At 43.1% G+C, this 22,219-nt stretch carries 22 protein-coding genes; all 22 read right to left on the minus strand.

Features of this window, described 5'->3' with window-relative positions; all coding sequences use genetic code 11:
• Nucleotides 1–8: 8 nt before the first annotated feature.
• The 22 genes from Q7J41_RS07195 to Q7J41_RS07300 all read right to left on the minus strand — a co-directional run bounded on the left by Q7J41_RS07195 (nucleotide 9) and on the right by Q7J41_RS07300 (nucleotide 21,935).
• Nucleotides 9–7,970 carry an InlB B-repeat-containing protein gene (locus Q7J41_RS07195; protein WP_304886614.1) on the minus strand — a complete coding sequence of 2,654 codons (7,962 nt, stop codon included), beginning with the start codon at nucleotides 7,968–7,970 and terminating at the stop codon, nucleotides 9–11.
• Between the two features lie 68 nt (nucleotides 7,971–8,038).
• On the minus strand, nucleotides 8,039–8,560 hold the full coding sequence (locus Q7J41_RS07200) for a hypothetical protein (RefSeq protein ID WP_304886615.1): 522 nt from the start codon (nucleotides 8,558–8,560) through the stop codon (nucleotides 8,039–8,041).
• Between the two features lie 179 nt (nucleotides 8,561–8,739).
• Entirely contained in the window at nucleotides 8,740–9,267 is a 528-nt protein-coding gene (locus Q7J41_RS07205; protein WP_304886616.1) for a hypothetical protein, read from the minus strand.
• 48 nt (nucleotides 9,268–9,315) lie between these two features.
• A complete protein-coding gene (locus Q7J41_RS07210) occupies nucleotides 9,316–9,876 on the minus strand; it encodes a hypothetical protein (protein WP_304886618.1) in 561 nt (186 codons plus the stop codon).
• Nucleotides 9,873–10,277 (minus strand): DUF4320 family protein, encoded by a 405-nt coding sequence (locus tag Q7J41_RS07215; RefSeq protein ID WP_304886620.1) that lies wholly within the window; start codon nucleotides 10,275–10,277, stop codon nucleotides 9,873–9,875. Before Q7J41_RS07215 ends, Q7J41_RS07210 begins: the two co-directional genes overlap by 4 nt.
• Before the next feature lie 12 nt (nucleotides 10,278–10,289).
• Nucleotides 10,290–11,168 carry a secretion protein F gene (locus Q7J41_RS07220; RefSeq protein WP_304886622.1) on the minus strand — a complete coding sequence of 293 codons (879 nt, stop codon included), beginning with the start codon at nucleotides 11,166–11,168 and terminating at the stop codon, nucleotides 10,290–10,292.
• 18 nt (nucleotides 11,169–11,186) lie between these two features.
• Nucleotides 11,187–12,125, minus strand: a complete 939-nt coding sequence (locus Q7J41_RS07225) for a hypothetical protein (protein ID WP_304886624.1) — start codon at nucleotides 12,123–12,125, stop codon at nucleotides 11,187–11,189.
• Entirely contained in the window at nucleotides 12,122–13,459 is a 1,338-nt protein-coding gene (locus Q7J41_RS07230) for an ATPase, T2SS/T4P/T4SS family (protein ID WP_304886626.1), read from the minus strand. Before Q7J41_RS07230 ends, Q7J41_RS07225 begins: the two co-directional genes overlap by 4 nt.
• Nucleotides 13,456–14,337, minus strand: a complete 882-nt coding sequence (locus Q7J41_RS07235; RefSeq protein ID WP_304886628.1) for a hypothetical protein — start codon at nucleotides 14,335–14,337, stop codon at nucleotides 13,456–13,458. Before Q7J41_RS07235 ends, Q7J41_RS07230 begins: the two co-directional genes overlap by 4 nt.
• Nucleotides 14,328–14,543 carry a hypothetical protein gene (locus tag Q7J41_RS07240; RefSeq protein ID WP_304886630.1) on the minus strand — a complete coding sequence of 72 codons (216 nt, stop codon included), beginning with the start codon at nucleotides 14,541–14,543 and terminating at the stop codon, nucleotides 14,328–14,330. The genes Q7J41_RS07235 and Q7J41_RS07240 overlap by 10 nt, the downstream gene beginning before the upstream one ends.
• A gap of 31 nt (nucleotides 14,544–14,574) precedes the next feature.
• Nucleotides 14,575–15,294, minus strand: a complete 720-nt coding sequence (locus Q7J41_RS07245; protein WP_304886633.1) for a Flp pilus assembly protein CpaB — start codon at nucleotides 15,292–15,294, stop codon at nucleotides 14,575–14,577.
• Entirely contained in the window at nucleotides 15,291–15,884 is a 594-nt protein-coding gene (locus Q7J41_RS07250) for a prepilin peptidase (RefSeq protein ID WP_304886636.1), read from the minus strand. Before Q7J41_RS07250 ends, Q7J41_RS07245 begins: the two co-directional genes overlap by 4 nt.
• Before the next feature lie 9 nt (nucleotides 15,885–15,893).
• The gene (locus tag Q7J41_RS07255; RefSeq protein ID WP_304886638.1) at nucleotides 15,894–16,214 is read right to left on the minus strand and encodes a hypothetical protein; all 321 of its coding nucleotides are present in this window, start codon (nucleotides 16,212–16,214) and stop codon (nucleotides 15,894–15,896) included.
• A 36-nt stretch (nucleotides 16,215–16,250) separates the two neighbouring features.
• A complete protein-coding gene (locus Q7J41_RS07260; RefSeq protein ID WP_304886640.1) occupies nucleotides 16,251–16,478 on the minus strand; it encodes a hypothetical protein in 228 nt (75 codons plus the stop codon).
• Nucleotides 16,479–16,507: 29 nt separating this feature from the next.
• Nucleotides 16,508–17,326, minus strand: a complete 819-nt coding sequence (locus Q7J41_RS07265) for a conjugal transfer protein TrbL family protein (protein WP_304886642.1) — start codon at nucleotides 17,324–17,326, stop codon at nucleotides 16,508–16,510.
• Nucleotides 17,327–17,399: 73 nt separating this feature from the next.
• Nucleotides 17,400–17,648: a hypothetical protein gene (locus Q7J41_RS07270; RefSeq protein ID WP_304886644.1), complete on the minus strand. Its 249-nt coding sequence runs from the start codon at nucleotides 17,646–17,648 to the stop codon at nucleotides 17,400–17,402.
• 69 nt (nucleotides 17,649–17,717) lie between these two features.
• Entirely contained in the window at nucleotides 17,718–17,969 is a 252-nt protein-coding gene (locus Q7J41_RS07275; RefSeq protein ID WP_304886646.1) for a hypothetical protein, read from the minus strand.
• Nucleotides 17,970–18,007: 38 nt separating this feature from the next.
• Nucleotides 18,008–19,951 (minus strand): VirD4-like conjugal transfer protein, CD1115 family, encoded by a 1,944-nt coding sequence (locus Q7J41_RS07280; RefSeq protein WP_304886648.1) that lies wholly within the window; start codon nucleotides 19,949–19,951, stop codon nucleotides 18,008–18,010.
• Nucleotides 19,948–20,133, minus strand: coding sequence for a hypothetical protein (locus Q7J41_RS07285; RefSeq protein ID WP_304886650.1), 186 nt, complete (start codon nucleotides 20,131–20,133; stop codon nucleotides 19,948–19,950). The genes Q7J41_RS07280 and Q7J41_RS07285 overlap by 4 nt, the downstream gene beginning before the upstream one ends.
• A 155-nt stretch (nucleotides 20,134–20,288) precedes the next feature.
• The gene (locus Q7J41_RS07290) at nucleotides 20,289–21,299 is read right to left on the minus strand and encodes a DUF3991 and TOPRIM domain-containing protein (protein WP_304886652.1); all 1,011 of its coding nucleotides are present in this window, start codon (nucleotides 21,297–21,299) and stop codon (nucleotides 20,289–20,291) included.
• Between the two features lie 41 nt (nucleotides 21,300–21,340).
• Nucleotides 21,341–21,466, minus strand: a complete 126-nt coding sequence (locus tag Q7J41_RS07295) for a hypothetical protein (RefSeq protein ID WP_304886654.1) — start codon at nucleotides 21,464–21,466, stop codon at nucleotides 21,341–21,343.
• An 82-nt stretch (nucleotides 21,467–21,548) separates the two neighbouring features.
• Nucleotides 21,549–21,935: a DUF4406 domain-containing protein gene (locus Q7J41_RS07300; RefSeq protein WP_304886657.1), complete on the minus strand. Its 387-nt coding sequence runs from the start codon at nucleotides 21,933–21,935 to the stop codon at nucleotides 21,549–21,551.
• Nucleotides 21,936–22,219 lie beyond the last annotated feature (284 nt).

Consider the following 22,219-nt stretch of genomic DNA (forward strand, 5'->3'; position numbering starts at 1 on the left):
TTTGATTTTTAGACACAGAAGCCGAATGCAACGCCATAGTTGGCGTGGGCAGGATTGTTACCGTAGTTGACGTATGATCCATCGTTGTGGACTCCAAAGTAACTAGTGTTGTTGCTCGAATACGGGGAACGACCCCAGTAGTACATAGCACTTCCTGTTCCGTTGCTTAACTTTTTAATCCTGCTAGCGTTATCCGTAAAGATCGGATATTTAGTCCCTTCTCCAGCAATAGTATAGTAATTTGTGCCAAAACATTCTTTTTCAGAGAATGTAAAAATCTTGTCATTGGACGTCACGAGCACTTGATTGTTATCGCCACCTGATGTTAATTTCTTAACGGGTTTGATGGCAGTCCGAAGATCGGCAGGTAACTGAGAATGAAGCGAAGTCGTTCCACTCGTATAGTCCGTGCTGGCGTAAATAGTGTTGATGGCATTCATCCATCCCCTTAAATCCGTGCCGTTCCAGCCGACATAATTAGTTCCGTTTGGATTCATGACTCTGCTTGTCGCCATCAAATTCTTCGTTCCAAACGTAATCCCAACCTTGCCGCTTCCATCACTCTTATCATCGTGATTAAAGTCATAGATTTGCATGGTCAATACCTCATTGGTAGAAAGGGTGATGTTTTTTGTATTCCCCACATCAAAATAAGTATTTGCCAACCCCGCTTTTGAAATATAAGCAATCTGATCCCAGCTGCACGCTTCAAGTGACGTTCCGATTGCCGGCAAGGTGATCCATTTAGCATAAAGCGTTGTGGGTCCTGTTACCTTATCAGTTATGAAATTCCATTCGGTCGTGCCGGCAGCATCTTTGAACCAGCCGGCGAAGGTTTGACCGGATTTTGTGGGGGTTGCCGGGGAGGATGTGGTTGTGTTTATTTCGGCTGTTTTAGATGATACTGTGGTGCCGCCTTGTGAGTTGAAGGTGACGGTGTATTTTGGGGCGGTTCCAAGACAAAAACCAAAAGATACGCCGTAAGCTCCCAGAGCATTAAGCCATGTGTTTTCGCCACCCTCAATTATTCCAATAAACCCTGTTGTTTCACCATAATATGGTGATCTGAGTCGCCATATAGCATTTGTTCCATTGATTTGTTTCACGTGATTCGAACCTGATTCAAATATTTTATACTGATAACCTTCTCCATTTAAAGTCACCTGAGTAGAATTTGCGGGTTGCGATCTGTTTGAATTAAACACCTCTTCTTGACTAAACAAAAATAATTTGTCCGTTGTTGTTATCATTGTATCCTTATCATTGGCCCCATTTGACGTATATTTATGTACCTCCACTATATTATTTCTTACAACAATTGGTATTTTGGGGAGAAAACAATTCGACTGCATCATACTGTAATCTTGATCAGGAGTATATAAAGGTACCGAATAAATTGTGTCTATACCATTTAGCCACCCTCTCATCTCAGACTCGCTCCAACCGCCGTTATTTCCGACGGCATTCATCATACTATGTTTTTCATTTAATAAATTCTCCATACCAAAGGTTATATTCGCTTTCCCACCCCCATCTGATTTATCGTCATGGTTGAAGTCGTACACTTGCATCGTGACCACTTCACCGGTACTTAAGGTCATATCTTTAGTGTCACCAACATTCCAATAATCATCGCCTTTTCCAGCATTTGCTACATTCGCTACCTGTTGCCATGAACAGTCTTTTAGTGCGGTGCCCTGTCGTGGTAGGTCTTTGGCGGTTCCCATGCAGAAGCCGAAGGTCGTATATGCGCTTCCACTTGATAAACTCGAATAACCACCATATTGTGTGATAATACCAAGATGATTAGTAAGATTTTCAGTTGGCGATCTCAATAACCAAGAACAATTTCCAATACTTACTTCCGGATTCGCTTTAATCATTGAATTTGCGTTCGTGAATATCTCGTATCTTTCACCTTCACCATTTAAACTACCAGTATTTGCACCAGTAACTTCTTTTTCGCTGAATAAAAATAACTTGTCGTTGGTTGTAAATAAGCTTCCTGATCCATTTGAAGAGTATTTTTTAATCGAATCAATATTTGATCTCACGTCTGAAGGTAATTTAGAATATATCGATTGATTACCCGTGAAGTCAGTTTCTTGATTTGTCGTTACAATACCATTTAAATTTGCTCTAATAGAACTATCTTTCCAACCTCCGTTATTATTTGGATATAGATATGTGTTATAAGAATTTGACCAACGCATGACGTTTTTTAAGCCAAATGTAATATTGGCTTTACCACTACCGCTACTTAATTCATCGTGATCAAATCCATAAATCTGCACAGTGACTACTTCAGTCGATCCAACTATCCTTTCTATTGCCATATCCTTTGTATCACCGACATTAAAGTAAACATCGCCTAACCCTTCATCCGCAATAATCCCGATTTCATCCCATGTATAAGAACTTAACGGATTACCCATTGGCGGCAATGTCTTCCACTTCGCATAAAGCGTCATATTGCTTACCACTTTATCCGTTACAAAATTCCAGTTAGAAACCAGCCCAGCATCCTTATACCACCCATCAAAGATCGCATTCGCTTTGGTTGGTGCGGTTGGTGCGGTGATCGTGGTGTTGAGGGTTGCCAAAGTGCCCGTTACAGCACTTCCTCCATTGCTATTAAACAAAACCGTGTATGTGTTAATTGTCCATTTTGCATAAAGCGTTCGATTGGACGTCACCACATCGCTAGCAAAGTTCCAGGCGTTCGTACAACCCGACTCCTTAAACCAACCACCAAAGCTATAACCCGTTCGCACCGGGCTCCCAGGCGAGGTTATTGTCGTATTTGCAGCGGCTGTTTTTGATCCTACAGCACTACCGCCTTGTGCGTTAAAGGTCACCGTATAGAGTGATACCCACTTCGCATAAAGGGTCGTCGCCCCGGTTATCTTATCGTTCGCAAAATCCCATGGTTGCGTTAACCCTGCGTCCTTATACCAGCCAACAATCGTAAATCCGGATTTTGTCGGAACAGCAGGCTTGGTCAGGAGTGTGTTGAGGGTTGCTGTCGTTGATGAAATGGCACTACCGCCGTTGGTGTTGTAGGTGACGGGGTAGGTGTTCGTGGGGGCGTTACCGATAGCGAAGCCGAAGTTGATTCCACTGTGTATATCTGCATTGCTCAACAACCAATCATATACCCCACCATTTGTATTTACAGCTAAATAATTAGTTGACCATCCGTAAACTGGTGATCTAGTCCACCACCAGCCGAGACTAGCGTTGGGATATTTTTTAACTCTCGACGCATTATTTGTAAAGATAGAATATTTATAACCTTCACCAGCTAGAGAATTAGTATTTGTGCCGTAAATTTCTTCATTGCTAAATAGGAATATATTATCCACAGACGTTTTTATAGTTTGATCAAGATGCCCTCCTGATGTATATTTTTTTACTGGTATAATTATTGACCTGAGATCTGAAGGCATTTTTGAAATAACAGAACTTGAAGTATAGTTTTTATATTGATTGATTGTTGTTGTTCCATTCAAATATGCCCTAACATCAGAACCGTCCCAGCCATAGTTATTTGTTTTACTTGGATTTACATAGTGTTTATCCACCATTAGACCCTGCATTCCAAACGTAATATTGGTTTTTCCACTCTCATTTCTTTCATCGTGATTGAAATCATATATGGCAAACATATATGTTGTTCCTGCAATACTTACAGTCTTAGTCTCACCAACATCAAAATAGGATTCGCCCAACCCCAACTCTGCAATCCGGTTAATCTGCGCCCAGCTCCAATATTCCAATGGAACACTGGCGTCCGGTATCCCCAGTATCCAGCCCGCATATAAAGTAACATCATTTGTGATCTTATCGGTTGAGAAATTCCACGGTGTTGTGCAGCCATTCTCCTGGTACCACCCCGAAAATGTATACTCGGTTCGTGTCGGTGATGCTGGTGATACCGCCAGGGTATCATAATCAACCATTTGTGGATCCACTGCGCTACCACTTTGAGAATCAAAACTCACTGCGTATTTAATTGGTGTCCATTTGGCATAGTAGGTTTTTGTGCCAACCGGAAATGCATTTGGTAAAATCGTAACCGGATCACCGCTGCAATCACCATTTTCATACCAGTTTTCAAAAACATACCCGGTTCTTGTGGTCGTTGGCATCGTCGTATCAGTAATCGCCCGATCCGTCACACCGTTCATCGTACTTACCGTGCTGCCACCATTAACAACAAATTCAATCGCTGCCGGATTTGCTGTCCACTTGGCATAATAAGTTGTGGTGCCAATTGGATATTGCCCCGGTAAAGCCGTTACTTCTACCCCACTAAAATCAGCTTCTGCAAACCACCCGGAGAAGGTATAACCGGCTCGGTTCGTTGTCGGCATCGTCGTCGGTGCTATCGCCTGATCTGTCACCCCAGTCATCGTGGTTACCTCACTGCCACCGTTGACATTAAACTCAATGGTAGCCGGATCCGCTGTCCATTTGGCATAATAGGTGGTGGTACCGATCGGATATTGCCCTGGTAAGGCCGTTACTTCCGCCCCACTAAAATCCGCTTCCTGATGCCAACCAGAAAATGTATAGCCGGCTCGACTCGTTGTCGGCATCGTCGTATCTGAAATCTCCTGATCCGTTACACCGGTCATATTACTTACTGTGCTACCACCGTTAACGATAAACTCTATCGCTGCCGGGTTTGCTGTCCATTTGGCATAATAGGTCGTCGTACCAATTGGATATTGTCCTGGTAAGGCAGTCACTTCTGTCCCACTAAAATCAGCTTCTGCAAACCACCCGGAAAACGTGTATCCGGCTCGGCTCGTTGCCGGCATCGTCGTCGGTGTTATCGCCTGATCCGTCACGCCGGTCATCGTCGCAACGTCGCTGCCACCGTTGGTCACAAACTCAATAAAAGCCGGGTTTGCTGTCCACTTGGCGTAATAAATGGTGGTGCCGATAGGATACTTCCCGGGCAGCGCTGTGATCACATCTCCACTAAAATCACTATGGGCAAACCATCCCGAAAAAGTATAACCGTCCCGAACGGTGATCGGCATACTGGTGTCCAGGATCTCCCGATCGGTGGCGCCAATCATTTTGGGTACGTCGGTACCATTGTTCGTGACAAATTCTATAGCTGCTTCATCCGTTGTCCATAAAGCAAATAAGGTCATGTCCCGGGTGACTTTTTCAACCGTAAAGTCCCAGGGAGTGGTACCGGAATCTTCCTTGAACCAACCGCCGAAGGAATATCCACTTCTTAACGGATCGGCTGGTTTTGAAGTGACCGATTCATTCTGTGCTTTCTGATCCAGCACCGCACTCCCGCCCTGGGAATCAAATGTCACCGTATAAAGGTTAACGTCCCACTTAGCAAACAGGGTTAAATCTGAATTCACCCGATCACTGACAAATGTCCAAACGGTGTTACACGCTGCCTCCTGATACCAGCCTTTAAAGGTAAATCCCGGTTTATGCGGATCATTCGGCTTGGAAATCATTGTGCCATAATCAGTATGTATTAAACCAATCAAGCTCCCGCCCTGGGAATCAAATGTGACCGTTAAGGCGGTGGCATCCCACTTACCATACAGGGTAGTGTCGCCGGTGATGGTATCTTCGGTAAAGTTCCATGGCGTATTGCATCCGATCTCCTTGAACCAGCCCAGAAAAGTGTAATTGCTACGGGTTGGGCTTGGTGTCGGTTCCTCAATATTTGAGCCATATTCCACGGTAATGGGACTAAAGGCATCGGATCCTCCTTGGGAATCAAAATGGACGGTATAGGTGTTAATTTCCCATTTAGTATAGAGTGTGGTGACCCCCATAATCCGATCCGATTCAAAATTCCATGGTTCGCTATAACCGCTATCTTTAAACCAGCCTTTGAAAGAGTAACCTTCCTTTACCGGCTGTCCGGGTTCCGTCAGCAGCGTATTATATTCAGCGCTTTGGGTAGATATTTCATTACCGCCGTTTGTATTAAAGTAGACCTCGTAGGTAAGGGGTGTTTTAACAACTTCCTCATATAAGGTATATAAAGCCTGTACTGGATTGATGAGCACATCATAGATAACCGGGATATCCGGATCAACGACTACCTCAACATCATAGGAAAAGACTTCGCTTTCTCCGGCCGCAGCACTCAAAGATTTAAACGCATAATGATTAGTTCCCAGGTTGACCGGAACAAACTCAATCGTCCAGACAATCTCATTGGCCAGTTCATTGACCGACCGGCTAATCAGCATCCCGTCACCCAGGGAATCGGAACCAAATTGTTTCCCGACGCCACTGTCTGTATTGGTAAAGGTCAGATTCTTCGTGGCCCGATTGGTCACGACCTCAATTTTGACCGTTTCATTCTTATAATACGGTGCTTCCGTTACGGCCTTGATCGATTTAATCACCGGTGCCACTGTTTCATCAGCCGTATCTTCCCCGGGCACACTGATTGGCGGTACCAGGTTGGCCGGCAGATCGGTTGGCAGCGTATCATCCACTTTCGGATCCGGTGGGGTGCTTTCCTCCAGTGGCCGGATTGTCAGCGTCCGATGGGTATACTCATTTCCACCGGAGTTAATGGTGCCCTCCGGATAGGGTGAGATCGACATTTCCAGATCATAGCTGGTCACCGCACTCACGTCCGGAGTATGCCATTTGATATAGCTGTAGGACTCGGTTTTTACTGGCGCCACCAGGGAATCCGTGCCGATCACTTCGCCGTTGATCTTATAGGTAACCGTCAGCTCACTCCCCGGGGTGGCGCTGATATTGGAATAGACCGGGGTACTTAAAATAACATCCGTGTTGGGCCGATAATCGTTATCCCGGGGCTTATTGTATTCGGCTGGTTTAAGCGCCCGAGCCATCCCCCAACCGCCATATTTAACCTGTTGATCGCTAAACCAGCGATTAAAGGGTATGGCAGCATTCTGATCCACCCCGGAGCCAGCTGCCAACCCATACCAGGTACTATTGGTAATAACTGAATTCCCCATCAGCAGGAAAGCCAACCGGGACACATGCTGCCGATTCTCATTCGCTTTCCAGGCATCCGGCTGTTGTCCGACCCAGGCTGTCCAGCGGGTTTCATCGTAACGCCAGTCCATCTGGTGTTTGATCTGAGAAACTGCAAAATCAGTAGCTGATAGCGCATAGCCATAATAGGATCCCGGATGGGCGGTATTCTTCACATAGACGATACTCACCGGCTCATAAACAATCAACCACTCGACCTGATTAGTAGGATTGTCATTTATTACATTTGGTAGAATCCCTTCGGGATTCCAACCTGTTCTGGTTTCACCATCAATGGTAAACTCAAGATTTTTAACTAATTCTTCTCTGGATGTTCCTTGTTTTCCGGCATAATAATTTAGCAAACCAAATATTTTATATGGATCACTAAAATAATGAGCTACCTTGGTAATATTTCCAACCGATTCCCCATAAATAACACCATTGTCATAAATATCGCCATCACTGAGTTGTGGTACATAAGGAACATCGGAATCTGTCATAATATACACACCACTACCTGAAGCAAGCTGTATCGGATCCAAAGCATTAACATCCCCGCCTTTGCTTTGAAGTTCCATTAGGGTATCGACCTTGTTTTCTTTTGAAAAGAAAAGTCCTGACATGTTTGACGGTCGGGAACCACCAGCCCAACCATTCCAATTGGAAACCGGGGTCAGATAAACGGCCTGATTGCCAATTCGGTAAAAATCATTCATGTTGGATGAATCCTTATTGACCGTATCCGATTTGGCCACGAAAAGTGATGCCTTCCACATGTATTGATCTGAGTAATAGAAAGCATCTTCGGTATAGGTGGGGTTCCCGGGAACCGTACTGGAATTATCTTCAGCCCGGGCCACCATGGGAGTTATTCCCCATAAAAAACCTGTCAATAAAGCAATCAGCGCCAGCAACCAGAGTGGCTTCAGGCGACTATTTATACGCACGTCCATTCATTCCTCCTTATTTTCTGCATAAAAAAAGAACAATCCGAAAATTGTCCTTATGCTCTTATCTTAAATTAGTTACCAACAAATGTTCCGCCATTCTCTCCACCACTACTGTCAATTGGTGTCGCTCCTAAGTCTCCATTCCATCCCCCACCGCTGTCAGCTGCCGGTTCGGTGTAAGCTGGTGCTTCATAGGCTGGTTCAACATAGGTGTCCTGGGGTGCTTCATAACGTCCACCGGTGTCTTCATTGGTGTAGACTGGCTCTGATGCGATTGCCGGGGTATCAACCGTGGTCACATTGCTTTCTACCACAGTGCTGTTATCATTGGTCACGGTTTGGGCTTCGACGACCTTGCTTTCCACCGGGGTGGTGGTTACGGCTGTTGTCTTTTCGGTATTAATATCCTGAACCTTCACCGTTTTTTCATCGGCAGTGGACTGCCAGGTATCTGTATTGTTGGGTAAAAGTGTATAAATGCCAAGGCCAATCATGCCAGTCATTAGGACTCCGCCAATACCAAGAACAATCCGCTGTTTCAACGTTGTTTTTGCCAACCAGGTGGTTAGAGCTGCTACATTTGTTTTCATCATTTTACCTCTCTCTTTCATCATCTAAAAATTATATCAGAATACACCATAATCAACTTCCTGTCAAGGTTTAATTTTAATATTTTTAAATTTATTTTTATTGCCGACAAATTTCTTTCCCATCGGAAACATTTAACAAGCAGGCTGTTTTCTTTTTTCAATCCCTGTTTCCAACCGGCATACTATCCAAAGGTTTTTCTCCTTCTATCAGATTTTTCTTTTTTAATCACCATTTCCTGCTTTAGTAGTGATTGAATAAAACAACTGATTAAAGAACGATAGATTAAATACTCGTTTAAATTGATGCATGAATCCATATGATAGATACCGTGTCCCGAAACGCAATACCATAAACGATGGTATGCATCCTTATAGTGGCCCGTTTCAATGGCCATCAGAGCTTTACAGGCCATCATAAACTGGCGTCCCATTATCTCCCGTGTGTAGTAAGGGGCTATTATTTTTTCCTCGTAACAGCGTTGAATGTAGTGTTTTTGAAATCTTTCCAGGTAGTGCAGACCTTTAATCAGGATCGGTTTCATGTCTTTTTCATTAAATGGAGCATGAAAATAATCCGTATGCCAGTAATCATTGGGTTGAATTTCATTTAAAATATCAACCAGCGGTTTCGTTTTTGCCAGCAAACAAGGATGTTCCTCATTTACCTCTATCTGAACCATCGTCTTTAATTCAGTTATATTATTTATCACATTTATTTCCCTCCCAACGTTTCTGAATTTTATTTCTCACTATATCTTCTAAAACTTCGGTGTGTATCCGGATACGGTTACTCGCTCCACCACAATCGGTGGCGCATTAAACATCGTTCCCAAAAACCGCCAGGGCACCGAGATGGTATTAGTAGTTTCCACGGTGAGGGCATCCCCTTCGGCAGCTGCCAGCTGGGTGTTGGTAATCTTAACCGTTGTATCCTTTGGCTTTAAGGAGAACAGCACTTCACCAGCATCATCTTCCTTGACCCAGGTATTGCCATCCACCTTAAAGTCGATCATTTTTTTCATCTGAGCAAGGATCTGTTCCCTGTTCATTACTTCTTCCCAGTCATCCGTCAACTCGGCCTTGGTGTACGTTCCAGCATAGCCTTCCCGGATCCCCTGATAGACTTCCTCCCAATTTTCCTTGGCAACACCCTGAACTGACAACTCGACCGCCTGATCCAGCTGCATGACGATGGTCACAACCCGTAAATACTCGTACATCGCACAGAACAGCATTAGCAGGATTAACAACAGCACCGCAATAACAGGAATAGTCAACCCGGCATCCGTTTTTTTTAAACGCTTTACCCATCCCATCATTTATAGTACACCCCGCTTCGACCGCTGGCGGTGGCCACCAGTTCAATGTTAAACCCATCTCCGATGAAATTACTGAACCAGACAAAATCTGATTTCACTGTAATCTGAATGGGATCATTGATCTGAACATTTTTCGTTCCACCAATATAATGTGTCCCGACAAAACTGATATCTTTCGGCTCAAGACCGGTGATCGTCTGCATGTCTTTATAGGTATCGAGCACCGCTGATCCGGTATTTCCCACCAGCTCCGCATCTCGCAGGACTTCATGTGCGATGTAGTCTAACTTCTGATACTGGGTAAAGACTGGCAAAACACCTAAAATAAGAGTTAAAACAAACATCGCCAGCAAGAAGAATACCGAAAACTCCAATATGGCTGAACCTTTATCAACTTTCACCCAAAACCTCCTTTAAAATATTTTTGGCAGTGTTGTCATGATGTCATAACCAATGGCGTAAACCACCATGAGTAAAAATGTAAGTAATAAAAAAAACGGATACTTCTTGATTTTTTCCAGACGTTTGATCATTTCCATTTTCAATCGATTCTTTTCAAAAGATCGAAATTGAATCCCCAATCGTTCAAAATAAACCACACTATCATCACCCCTCAAGACCGTAATTAAACCCCGAGTCACATCCGATAATAGTGAACTTCCAACCCGGGCATCCAACCGTGAAATGGCATTTTCATAATCCGACGTTTTCATATCCGCAATCGTCACTTCCAGTTCTTTACCCAATTCACCGTCTGAGTTTTTCCGGTAGTCCACCAGAATGGCCAGAACGTCCTGGCGCTGCTTAATCTCCTGCTGAACCGTATTGACAAATCGGGGTAATTCCCATTCAATCTTGTCACGTCGTTTTCGCATCAGTTGATCAATCTTCCCAATTTGATTAGCAAACCGCTGAACTGCATAGAAAACCAGAACACAGGTAAAAATCGGATGGACAAATATCAGGATCAAACCCACTCCACAATACAGGCTGGATTCCACAAAAGCTCGCGCATAGACCATTTCAGGTGTGTCCATTGACCCCAAAGATTTTAATGCGTTGGTCATTTTTTTGTGCTTATAGGCATTAATCCGGACATAGGGAAGGCACAGATGAGACACCTTAAAAACAAAGGCATCGAGAACGTTCACCTTCTCCTTCTTTTTTTTACCCACCACCATCAGTGTTTTAATCTCCCGATGGGTTGGCACATCAAAAATTCCACCAGCCAACTGAAATAATCCATAGCCAAAGAGCATCGCAATACTGATTAAATAGGCTACATTATTCATTACTTATCCCTCCTTCAGCTATCGATTATACTCAATGGGTTTAATATCTTTAATGGCCGCATTCAGGGCTACAAAAACAACAACTATCACCAGTGACAGAACCAGCTTCCCACCTAGCGAAACAGTAAGGGATTGATACCAGTCTTTGTTGATCACATAAAAAAGGATTGGAATCCCAATATTCAAAAAAACCATGGTGAGAACGATTCTTAGTGGATTATACATTTCAGTTCCAAAATCATCATTCGCCTGTTTAATGTCCGTAAATTTACTGACTATCTGGGGCAGTGTATCGATCAGGTTAGGATTATCCTGACACGCAATCACTGATCGACACCATTCCTTATAAATCAGATTATCAATTTTTTCGCTCATTTCTCTGATAGCTCCAGGGATATCCGCTGTGATGTAACTAACATCAAAAACAAAGGCTTCAAATACCGATAAAACCGGCGGATTGATGTGATGCAAATTTTCTTCCACCGCTTTGACAATATTTTTAGAGCGGCCATAGGAAGTGGAAATCACTGAGAGTGTTTTTTCCAGTTCATCATTTAATTCCTTACGATACGTTATTTCCGCCAGCTTGATGTACCAGAACGGAAATAATGCCAGACCCACTCCTAAAACCGATGACAATAAAATATTTTCCATAAACAATCCGATGATGAAACCAACAATAAAGAAAATTGTTGATGCCATAACCAGGATCGCAAACAAGCTCTCCCGATTGGTTGCTTTTAATATCATTTGAGCTTCACGAATTGTTGTGGTCAGACCCTGAAAAGGCGAACGACGATCCTTTTTTACCGTTTTTTTAATCACCGATTGGATATCTTTTTTATCATGAATAATCCGATCCATCAATTGAGCTGTCAACTCAAAGGGAGAGATGTTAAATAATAAACATAGACCAACAATCAGTATCGTAAAAAGAAAAAAACTCATGCTGTTCATAAATCACGCTCTCCATTTTGCAAGTGTTTATCAATGAATCGATCCAGGGTACTCGTCGGAACCCCATTCGTAATTAACCATTGTTGCAGACTTTTCGACATGTTGTTGCGTTTTACAAAATGACCTTTGATAGTAACTTTAGAATCAGATATTTTTTCTGAACTGTCAATCTCATAGTCATACAGTGTCCGAAAGTTTGAATTCCCATGTTCATCAACTACACACTCGGTAATCTCCATAACTTTTCTGGAATAATCTTCCAGACGTTTACTGAATATAGCAATGGTAAACGCTTCGCTTACCAGTCGGTAAAGTACCTTATCTTCCAGCGTCGAATCCATCATACAGAGCGTCAGCATTCGGGTATACGCTGCCCGGCAAGAATTAGCATGGGTGGTTGTCAATACCGCATGGCCGGTTCGGGCAGCTTCCTGGGCTGCATAAGCTTCTTCTCCTTTCATTTCCTGGGGGACAATAATATCCGGATCACAAGTTAGCGCTGTTTTTAACAACTCTCTCGAATTAATTGTCCCGTGGGTTTTCCAATGAACCACGTTATTATCAATAACCCCATTTTCATCCCGGGTTATTAAATCCAGTTCTCTCACTTCTTCTTCAATGGTGATGATCCGTTTGCGTTTTTCCACATCTCCAAGAAGACCATCTAAAAGTGTTGTTTTTCCGGAGCTGGTTGATCCGGCGACAACCCCACTCAAGCCACTGGAAACGCATAGATTGATAAAATCAAACATTTCATCTGTCAGGGTTTCCTTCCTGATTAGATCATCCCGTCTCAATTTACTGGGATTGACGAAACGGATCGATGCCTGAACGCCGCATTCCTCATCAATGAGTGGCGGGCAGGTTGCTGTGATTCGAATATTGTTTTTTAAGTATCCTGTCACTTTCGGTGTCGCAGCGGATAACGTTTTTTCTGATTGCTGAAACAATAATCGAATCATGATATTTTTGGCTGATTCGGCCGATAAAAATGTTTGCGGAGCACGCACCACATCACCATTTTTATAGTGCAGCACGACATTGTCATATCGATTGATGTTGATTTCCTCCAGCTCCATATCCTCATTTTTTAAATAAGAATTCAAGATCCCATATTCACCCATCTCTGCGAAGATGCGATTCAGCAGTTCAATACTGGTGTATCCTTCAACCACTATGTGATGATCTTCAATATACTTGCGAAGATCTTTTTTAATCAACGCTTCATTTTTTTTCACATCACCTAGAGCCTTGGAATTGGTTCGACTGATATACTGTTGTACACGTCCAATCAGATCAAGCAGTTCCTGATTGCGCTTATATTGACAATTCATTCTGTTTCCTCCTTGGTTTTTCTAAACGGAATTTTAAAAAGCTTACGTTTCTGCGTTTTTTCTTTTTTGACGTATTCTTTTTGGGATCGTTTCATTTGATGTTCTACTTTTCTTTTTTTAGTCTTTTGTACCGTTATTTCTTCTCCCTGGATCAGCTCCTGGCTTAACTGGCTGAGTCCATTCACAAACTCCCGATTCCGTTTTGACTGTTTGAGGGATTTAATGGAGGTTTCCTCCAGATACGCCATCTGAATATCCATGCTGTAGGGAAAGGTATAACTGACCCCACCATATTTATCACCAACCAGCAGCCAGGAATCAAAGTCCCAGGGGTTATTTAACACCCGAATGGCCGTATCCCGAAACCCGGAAAAATCCTGGAGCATGGCGATAGTTCCGTTAAAAAAAGCAACGCTTTTTAAATCACCACCGCCGACCATTATGCATTTTCCGTAGCGCAAACCATACTGAGTAATCCAATCGTTATGAAAATTGGATTGACCATCGACAATGGCATATTTAAACTTCTGACCCAGGGTGACAAACAGGTCGATCACCTGAGCTTCCACCACCTCCGGATAACTCAGCTTTGAATCCTCACTACGGTATCCCAAAAATGCCAGGTATTTATTTTTGGGATGGTTCACTAACGTTTTAAGCAATTCTTCCTGGTCAAACCCGGCCATAGTGATGATCTTTCCCAACGACCCACCTTCCTTGTTGAGACTTGGAAACAGATAAGATAAGGGGCTGGCCTGATCTTCAGCAAAGATCAGCACCACGTTTTCCTTTGTTTCCTCACTGATTTTCTTGGCCAGCTCCAGACTGAGGGTTGTTTTTCCCCCGCCCGGGGATCCCCATACGGTGATTACTTCCATAGAGACACCTCCTGTTCCAATAATGTGTTATACTCGCTTTTCGGATCGATAAAAATTATTTTCTCGTCTTTTAAAAAATCGCTCAAGCTTTGATAATCACAACTCATTCCCACTAATCGACTTGATGGTTCCTGACTTCGCTCCATTAAATCCTCCATTTCCTGATCATTTTGTTTCCCGAGGAAACAAGATGCTAAATAATCCAATCTTTTATTTCCTGTTTCCCGAGGAAACAGATTAAATTCCACCGGCTTTAAAAACTTCATCTTGTTTTTGTAAAAACTGATTCGCCGTATCCTCATCGCCCCGATACATCAGAGCGAAGACGATGTTTCCATTCTTTTCAAGTCCAGTGAGTAGCTGCGCCTGAGCTTTATTGGCCAGTAGCGTGACTGTTGCAGGAAGTTCGGTATCGTCCGACAGCTTTTCTCCCCCCATATCCACCCCGGTCTGGGTGGTCACCGCCAGAACTTTGACATATTGCAGTTCCGAATAGACAGTGCTCCAATTATTGCCTGCGTCGGCATTATTTAAGATCATGACGACATCCCCGGGCATGAGCTTTCCGGAGATGCCGTTGGCAAAGTCCTTAATGGTCACCGAAACGATCTGTTTCCCCCCATCTAATGCACTCATATAATTTCCACTGGTGATCATGTCATTAACCAGCTTACTCTGAAGCACATAGTCCCCATATTCCAACTTGGCCGTCGAATACTTGCCAATTACCTCATTTTTATTTTTTATGACGTTAGCCGGTAAATTGTATCCGCTAACCTCCACTTCCTCAACATTCCGTTCGGTGAGTTGATCCCCCACCCGGATGGTTTCTTTGACCCGTACAATCGTTGTGGTGTTGCCAATCATTCCCGTGCCCATGGGCACGATCACAAAGGCCAACAGCAACGAAAACACGACCACAAAAAAACCAATCAGCATCTTGCCTCCATTTTTCACTGATACACCATCCTTTCTAACAGCATTAATGCAATCATAAAACCTGAGCACAGAAACGGCGCAAAGGCAAACACCTCGTTATGCTTCAAATGCTTTGCCCGGGAGCATAGGATACTTAGAAGTAATCCGATCATTAGACCCGTTACTCCGGCATCCCATCCCAGATAAAATCCACAAACGGTGACGAGCTTAACATCCCCTAATCCAATGGCCTGATCCTGTTTAGTTATTATTTTAATTATCCAGCCGGAAACAACCATCAGGATACCCAGCGTTAGTGCTCCCGGGATGGCCTGCTTTATTAACCATTCCCAACTCATCCCGAGACACCCTACTAAAAGAATCAGGGGATGGACAAACCGGGGAATAGTCTTAGTTTTTGAATCAAAGTATCCGATGTAAAACATCAGACAACTAAATAATCCGGTGCGTAAAATAATCACCGGATCATCAATCACCAACAATAAAAATAAAAAAGGCGTTACCACAATAAATGTTGTGGATAGAAACGCCTTTCCAAACTGCCTTTTTAATCCCAATCCCATCAAAAACCAACTACTCAAAACACCACTAAATCCTAACGCTGCCATTCCCTTCTCCTATTCCCACTCATTAAGATGGATGTAGGCATAGTGCTTACGGCCACGGTAATAACTGACGATGTGCTGAATCATGTCCAGAAAGGACTGATTATCCTTGTCGTTTTTTTTAAGCACCAGATAGGTCGATAAAAGCGTTGCTAATCCGCCGAAAAATGTTCCGATGGGATCAGCAAAGGTGACATAGTAAAGTGCACATAGAATGACGGTGATACATACCATCACCCCCATCAGAAAAACTTCCCGGACTTCCATCCCTTCAACCACCTGACGGTTGGCTTTAATCCCCATTGGGATATACAATTCTTCATGATACTCCATAAATTCCTCCTTTCCCTGTTTCCCCAGGAAACAGCTTTAAGTGATATACGCCAGTATCACCTCCCGAAACGGGATCAGCGTATTGGCAATGATACAAAATATAATGATATGTCGAATCCGCCGGACATATACGCCCTTTTCATCGGGTGAATGAATCATGTGAGTGATACAGTAAACCACCCGAAAGATAACTCCGACATTAATTAAGGTTAGCAGCAGACCGTAGATATTGTTTAAATCCGCAAAATAATCAATGGCTCCCATGAGACTCCTTTCTGCTCAATTTTCTGTTCTTACTTAACCGACCGCACCGCCACCTCCGTGACCCGAGCAATGGTTAACGCCTTCCCGGATAAATTCGCATTGCCGGCATGAACCATAAATTGTTGCAATAACGCCGGTGTGGTAATCCCCGCTGCCAACGCACTAAAACCGATTAGAAAATCACCAGTAGCCATCAGAATATAGGACAGGGACAACAGTGAAAGCTGAATAATGGTTGTAACCCCGGCCTTGAAAAAGGTCATCATAAAAGGTGCAAACACTCCATTATCACTTTCAATGAGTCCCACACAGGCCAGCGGAAACCCAATCTGCATGATCCACATCTGAACCCCCCGAGCAAGCATCTGAAAATAGAGCACCATTGCCCCAATAAAGAAAAAAAGCACTGCAAATGGCCCCATCCCCGCTTCAATCAGGCTCTTAACAAAATTTTCTTCATATAGAAATTTTGAATTCATGCTGTTTAATATTTCATACAATACCCCGGTACACACCCGGGCAAAAATCTGATAGAGCATCGGAAAAGCCACGATCATGACAATCGCCTTGATGGTTCGTTGCAGCATCGCCATGGGATCACTGTCCGGATCGCCACCAGTCCAGGTTACATAGGTTTCAAAACCACTTTTCGAAAATTTTATTACCAATAACAGCAACGCCAATTGATAGAATATCTGAGTTAAACCCGTTGATAAATCAAGACCGGAAGCATCCCCAATCCATTTATCAATATAAAACACCTGCTCAGCCAGGTTCTTGATGCTGCTGGTGATCACTCCGCTATTGTTAATTGCATCAAAGATAAAGTTTTTAAATATTGGATACATGTTTCTCCCTTCTCTCTTTGATTAAAAAAGAAAAGAACGGTTCTAAAAAACCGTTCTTTCTGAATCTAGCCATTTAAGGTTTTGGAATATTATCAAACAACGTCTTAATATTTGTTGTAATGGATGGTAGAATTGTCGTTGAAATGATATCCCGAAATCCATATAGAAAAAGTGCCACACCCAATAACCCGACAATCCACATACCCGCACCTTCAACAATCGATCCTGAATCTGTTTTAAACTCTTGAGTTTCAACATTCACGACTTGCGCATGTACTAACACCATTTCTTGCAATACTGCTTCTCTAAATTTGTTTAACATCGTTATCTCCTTTAAATTTTATATTTTTATTTTTCATTTCTATATCCGTGTTTCCTCGGGAAACAAACTTCACGAGCTTGGAAAATAGCTTAGCAGCAAGGTAATAAAACCATTGACCGTCATCCCAATAACCAAATAGATAAAGGTTGTTTTCATATTTTCTTTATATTTCACCTTTTCGTGATCGTCTGCCTGCATCCGTTTGATTACATTCCACCCAATGACTATCAAAGCCAAAAGCGGTAAGATAATATACAGAGCCAGGGACGCATCGGTCAGAAGCTTAACTGTTCCGGTTACCCATACAAATCCTGTTAACATCGTCATCACCTCCTTTCATTAGAAATTGCGACTCTTGATTAAATCTGATAGCGCTTCCAGATCCCCCATAGCTGAATCCCATTCTCCTGGTGAGTCGTTCTGGCATCACTGCGGATCATCCGGAGTTTGTTATTATGTTCTTTGCTGCCTAATCCATAGAAGTCATTAAATGACCATTTACTGATGTCCGGGGATGTCATAATCACCGGATCATTTCGACTGGTGACCAGATTGTAGGGCCGTCTGATCCGACTGACTTCATTGGCGGTCAGTAGCTCCCGTCCCACCAGATTCACCGATTGACTTGAATTTGAGGTGTAATGCTGCTGTGAAGATGACAGGGAATAAGATGTCGTGGTATATTTCCCCAGTCGTTCGGAAACTTCCTTTTGAGTTTCCAGATCCTCGGCTTGAAGATAAATCCAGGTTTCACAGTTGGATCGGATGATCCGGGCAATCTCCCGACCGTATTTTTCTTCCAGTTGAGCCAGAGATTGCACAAACAGGTTAAAGCGGATCCCCCGACCGCCACCAACTGAAAGCTGGGTAGCGAACTCTGGAATCTTGGTAAAATTTCCAAACTCATCTAATTCATAATTCACCCGGATCGGTAACCGTCCGCCCAGTTTGTCCGCAAAGTCCGACAGTGCACTGTAGACTTGAGTACAAAACAGAGCTGCCAGGGAGTAATAGGTAGTTTTGCCATCGGGCAAAATCATAAACACCGCCGTCGGTCGACTGCCAATGTCTTTGGGCCGAAAATCCGATTTACGGGTCATTTCATAGATCAGCGGATTGGTAAAGAGTCTCAAGGTGGTCAGCGCACTGGTGTAAAAGCTGCCCCGGGTCTTGGATGGGGCAATGTCTGAAATAGCTACCAGCCCCAACGCCGGATGAGTCGGATTCTCGACTTTCAGTTTCTTCATGTATTTAGCCAACATCATCTCGTCCCCCTGTTTGGGAGCCTTACACATCTCGGCTATGAAATAAAATACATTGGTCAGATTCTGATACTCCGGATTGCTCATGTTTTCAAAGACCACAATCATGATGCAGCTGGCAATAATACTGGCTTCACCGTTACTCCATAATTTCTCACCCTTCGTTTCCCCGACCAGCATCCCGGTAATATCCCAGACATAATCAATGGCCTGAGACATATTTCCGGTTTCAACCGCATCGATAATTGATTGAAGATAGTTTACGTGATTACTTTTTAGCGGGTCTTTAAAATCCAGGGTAAACACATCTATCCCACATTTTTTTAGAAAATGAGCGGTATAATCATAGTTTTCACCTTTGGGATCAGAAACAATCATCGATTCTTTAGCCATTGCCAACAGGCCGATGGTTTGCAGGATCACGGTTCGCCCTTTACCGCAGCGGGTAGCTCCAATAATTAAACCGTGAACATCCTCCCCGATGAAGTAGATTTTCTCACTATTAATTCCTTGTTGATCTTTTCCCAAAACTAGGCCGCCCATTTTGAATGGTTTTTTATTTTTCGTAATATTTTTATCAACCCAGTAATTGTCCTTTTTAATCTGTTTTCTTTCCTCCCTGCCACTTCGTAATAAAACTTGGATAAATGGATTATTCTTTCGAATGACCACGTAATCAAAGGCCCGATCCATTTTGTTCTTATCCAACCACCGAGCTGAACCATGCTGATTCTGGCCGGCTGGCTGGGGTGTTTGAATATCCGGGGTAATACTGATCAGCTCACTCTTATAGGTTTTGCTTTGGCCAATAAAAAAAGCCACTGCCATAAACAGGGCAAAGGCCAGACACAAAAGATACATGTGAAATGTATTTTCACTCACAACTACATAGTCAAACACTTCCTTTAAAGGAACTTTATAGGGTAAAATCCCCTGCCCCGTCATAAATCCATCAATGATCCGGATCAAAAACAGGCTTCCGATGGCCAGCAGCACAAAGACGAATCCGGCCATCACTCCACGAACAATTTTTAATTTCACATTTTCACCGCCGATTCCGTTCCCCGAGCATCATTAAAGGCACTGTTTTCCTTCTCCAGCATGAGCCAATCCTCCTTCGTTTCATTGGCTTTGATTGTGTAATCCAAATGGAGGACAATTTCCCGTTTATCATTTTCATAAGTTCCTCCCGTATTAGTACTATCTTTTTTATTTTCACTCACACCTCCTTTTCTTGATTTTCAAAGCTCATTCTAACTGGTGTCCAAATATAACATTCGCTACCCTCCATTTTCTGATTTCCTTGTTTCCCGAGGAAACACGATCAACACGAATTATCTTTTTTTTACATCCTGTTTCCCGAGGAAACAGATTTCCTTCATGCTTCCTGCACCCACTCATCTTCTGCTACGTCCTGAAGGGCTGCGTTTTCTCGCTCTTTTGAAATATGTTGCAACAATTGATTCCAATCTTTATGCGGTTCTGTCGGTAATTTTAAATCATAGGTGTATTTGCCTGGGCTGACTTCTTCGACTGCATTGATCAGCTCCAGGGTGTTTTTATGTCCGGGTTTATCGTTATCCATGCACATGACCACATTTTCAATCTCCGGGTGAGTCTCCAGGTAATGCACCAATCCAATATGCGCTACTCCATTTAACGCAATGTAGTGATCATCCTTATTCTGAGTAATATCTCCGATTTGACGTTTGAGGGTTTGAAAGGACAGCATATCAATCGGTGCTTCAAATACCAATACCTGGTTCCCTTTACCTTCATGAATAAAGGGATAGTGCTTGTCTGAATTTTCTACAATCCCTTTAAATGGTTCCTTTTCGGGAACATCATAGGTACCCCGAAGGGAAATGCTCTTAACTACTCCATTTTCATCAAACCCACAAAAGGCACAATTATGATTTTTGTCTTCATAAATTTTATGTTGTTTGACATAGTAGTTGACCACCTCTGGATCGATGCAGCGGGTTTTTACCAGATACGCAAAAATCCGCCGATAATTGGCGGATTTTTCTGGTGGCATAAAGATTCCATCATTGGTTTTTTTATACTCCTTGGCTTTTTTGATATAGGTTTTTGCCACCTCACTGGGTTCGGGATGATGATTAATAAAGGCTGCCAGTTCATGGATCGCTTCGCCCATGCTTTTTTCCTGCATATACATCACAAACTGAATGATCCCACCACCCGCTTTTTTTGAATCATCGGAAAGACAATTCCACCGGTTTAAATCGGGATCAATAAATAACCCGCCTTCATTTCTGATTTTAACTTGATTTCCAATTTCAACCAGTTCATAACCATTGGCCATGGCATAATCAACGATGCTGATCGCTTTGACCTTTTCAAAAACTTCCTCCGGTAAACGCCCCATCACCTTCTCCTTTCTAGTTCCTGTTTCCTCGGGAAACAAGCTTATGCTTCCTGTGCCCAGCCTTCTTCATAATCCGATTCCGGTTCAAAGCGGTTTATTTCGGAAATATCAATGATCGCCGGTTCATTTTCGATTCCCTGTTTTAACTGGGCAATCCGTTCCATCATCTGATCGGCTGACACATTGGATCGGGCATAGCTTGATACATCCAGTCCCTCGTCAAGTCCGACGCATACTAGTTCCCACTGTTCATTTGAAAACGCTTCTTTGAATACCCCCTGATAGGCGGTAGGCCATGAAATTTATATAGGTTTCCCGATCCATATCTTTTGCAATAATCGGTTTATTCATTTCTTTGGCCAAAATAATCTCACTGATCATGCCTTCAGATAAGGTATTGCCATGCACCCAGATCTCTTTGCATTGCTTAAGCAGTTCGATCCCCATTTCAAGCCCCTTATCCCGCTGACTTGGGATGGTATCATCCAGGTATTGAGTAAAGATGGTGTGGGGTGCCAGTGGCAGCACATTTAATTCACTGGCCTGCCGGCACCATTCTTTGGCTCTGTTCATATTGTCTTCCATGCTTCTTTCTTCATTCGCCTTGAGTGGCGAACACACATATACCATTTTCATGTCAGTTATCCCCCTTATTTTTGTTTCCCGAGGAAACAGCTTTGAGTCGTTACATAAAAAAAACAGATCATCATCTGCGATATCTGTCTGGTAAGTTTCACCTTCTTTAAGCAGCCCATTCATCAGAATCGCTTCAAAAAGTAATTTGTGTGGAACGGCCTATTCCGTTCCCTTACAAAACACCCGTATCTACTAGCTTTATCCATGATATAAGCTAATATTCCTACACGCTGTCCGCATTAAATACATTTTGTTTGACCTTTTATTTCGAAGGTCGGAGTTGG

Origin of the sequence: Acetobacterium sp. (assembly GCF_030652775.1) — a bacterium.
In the GTDB taxonomy this organism is placed as follows: Bacteria; Bacillota; Clostridia; order Eubacteriales; family Eubacteriaceae; genus Acetobacterium.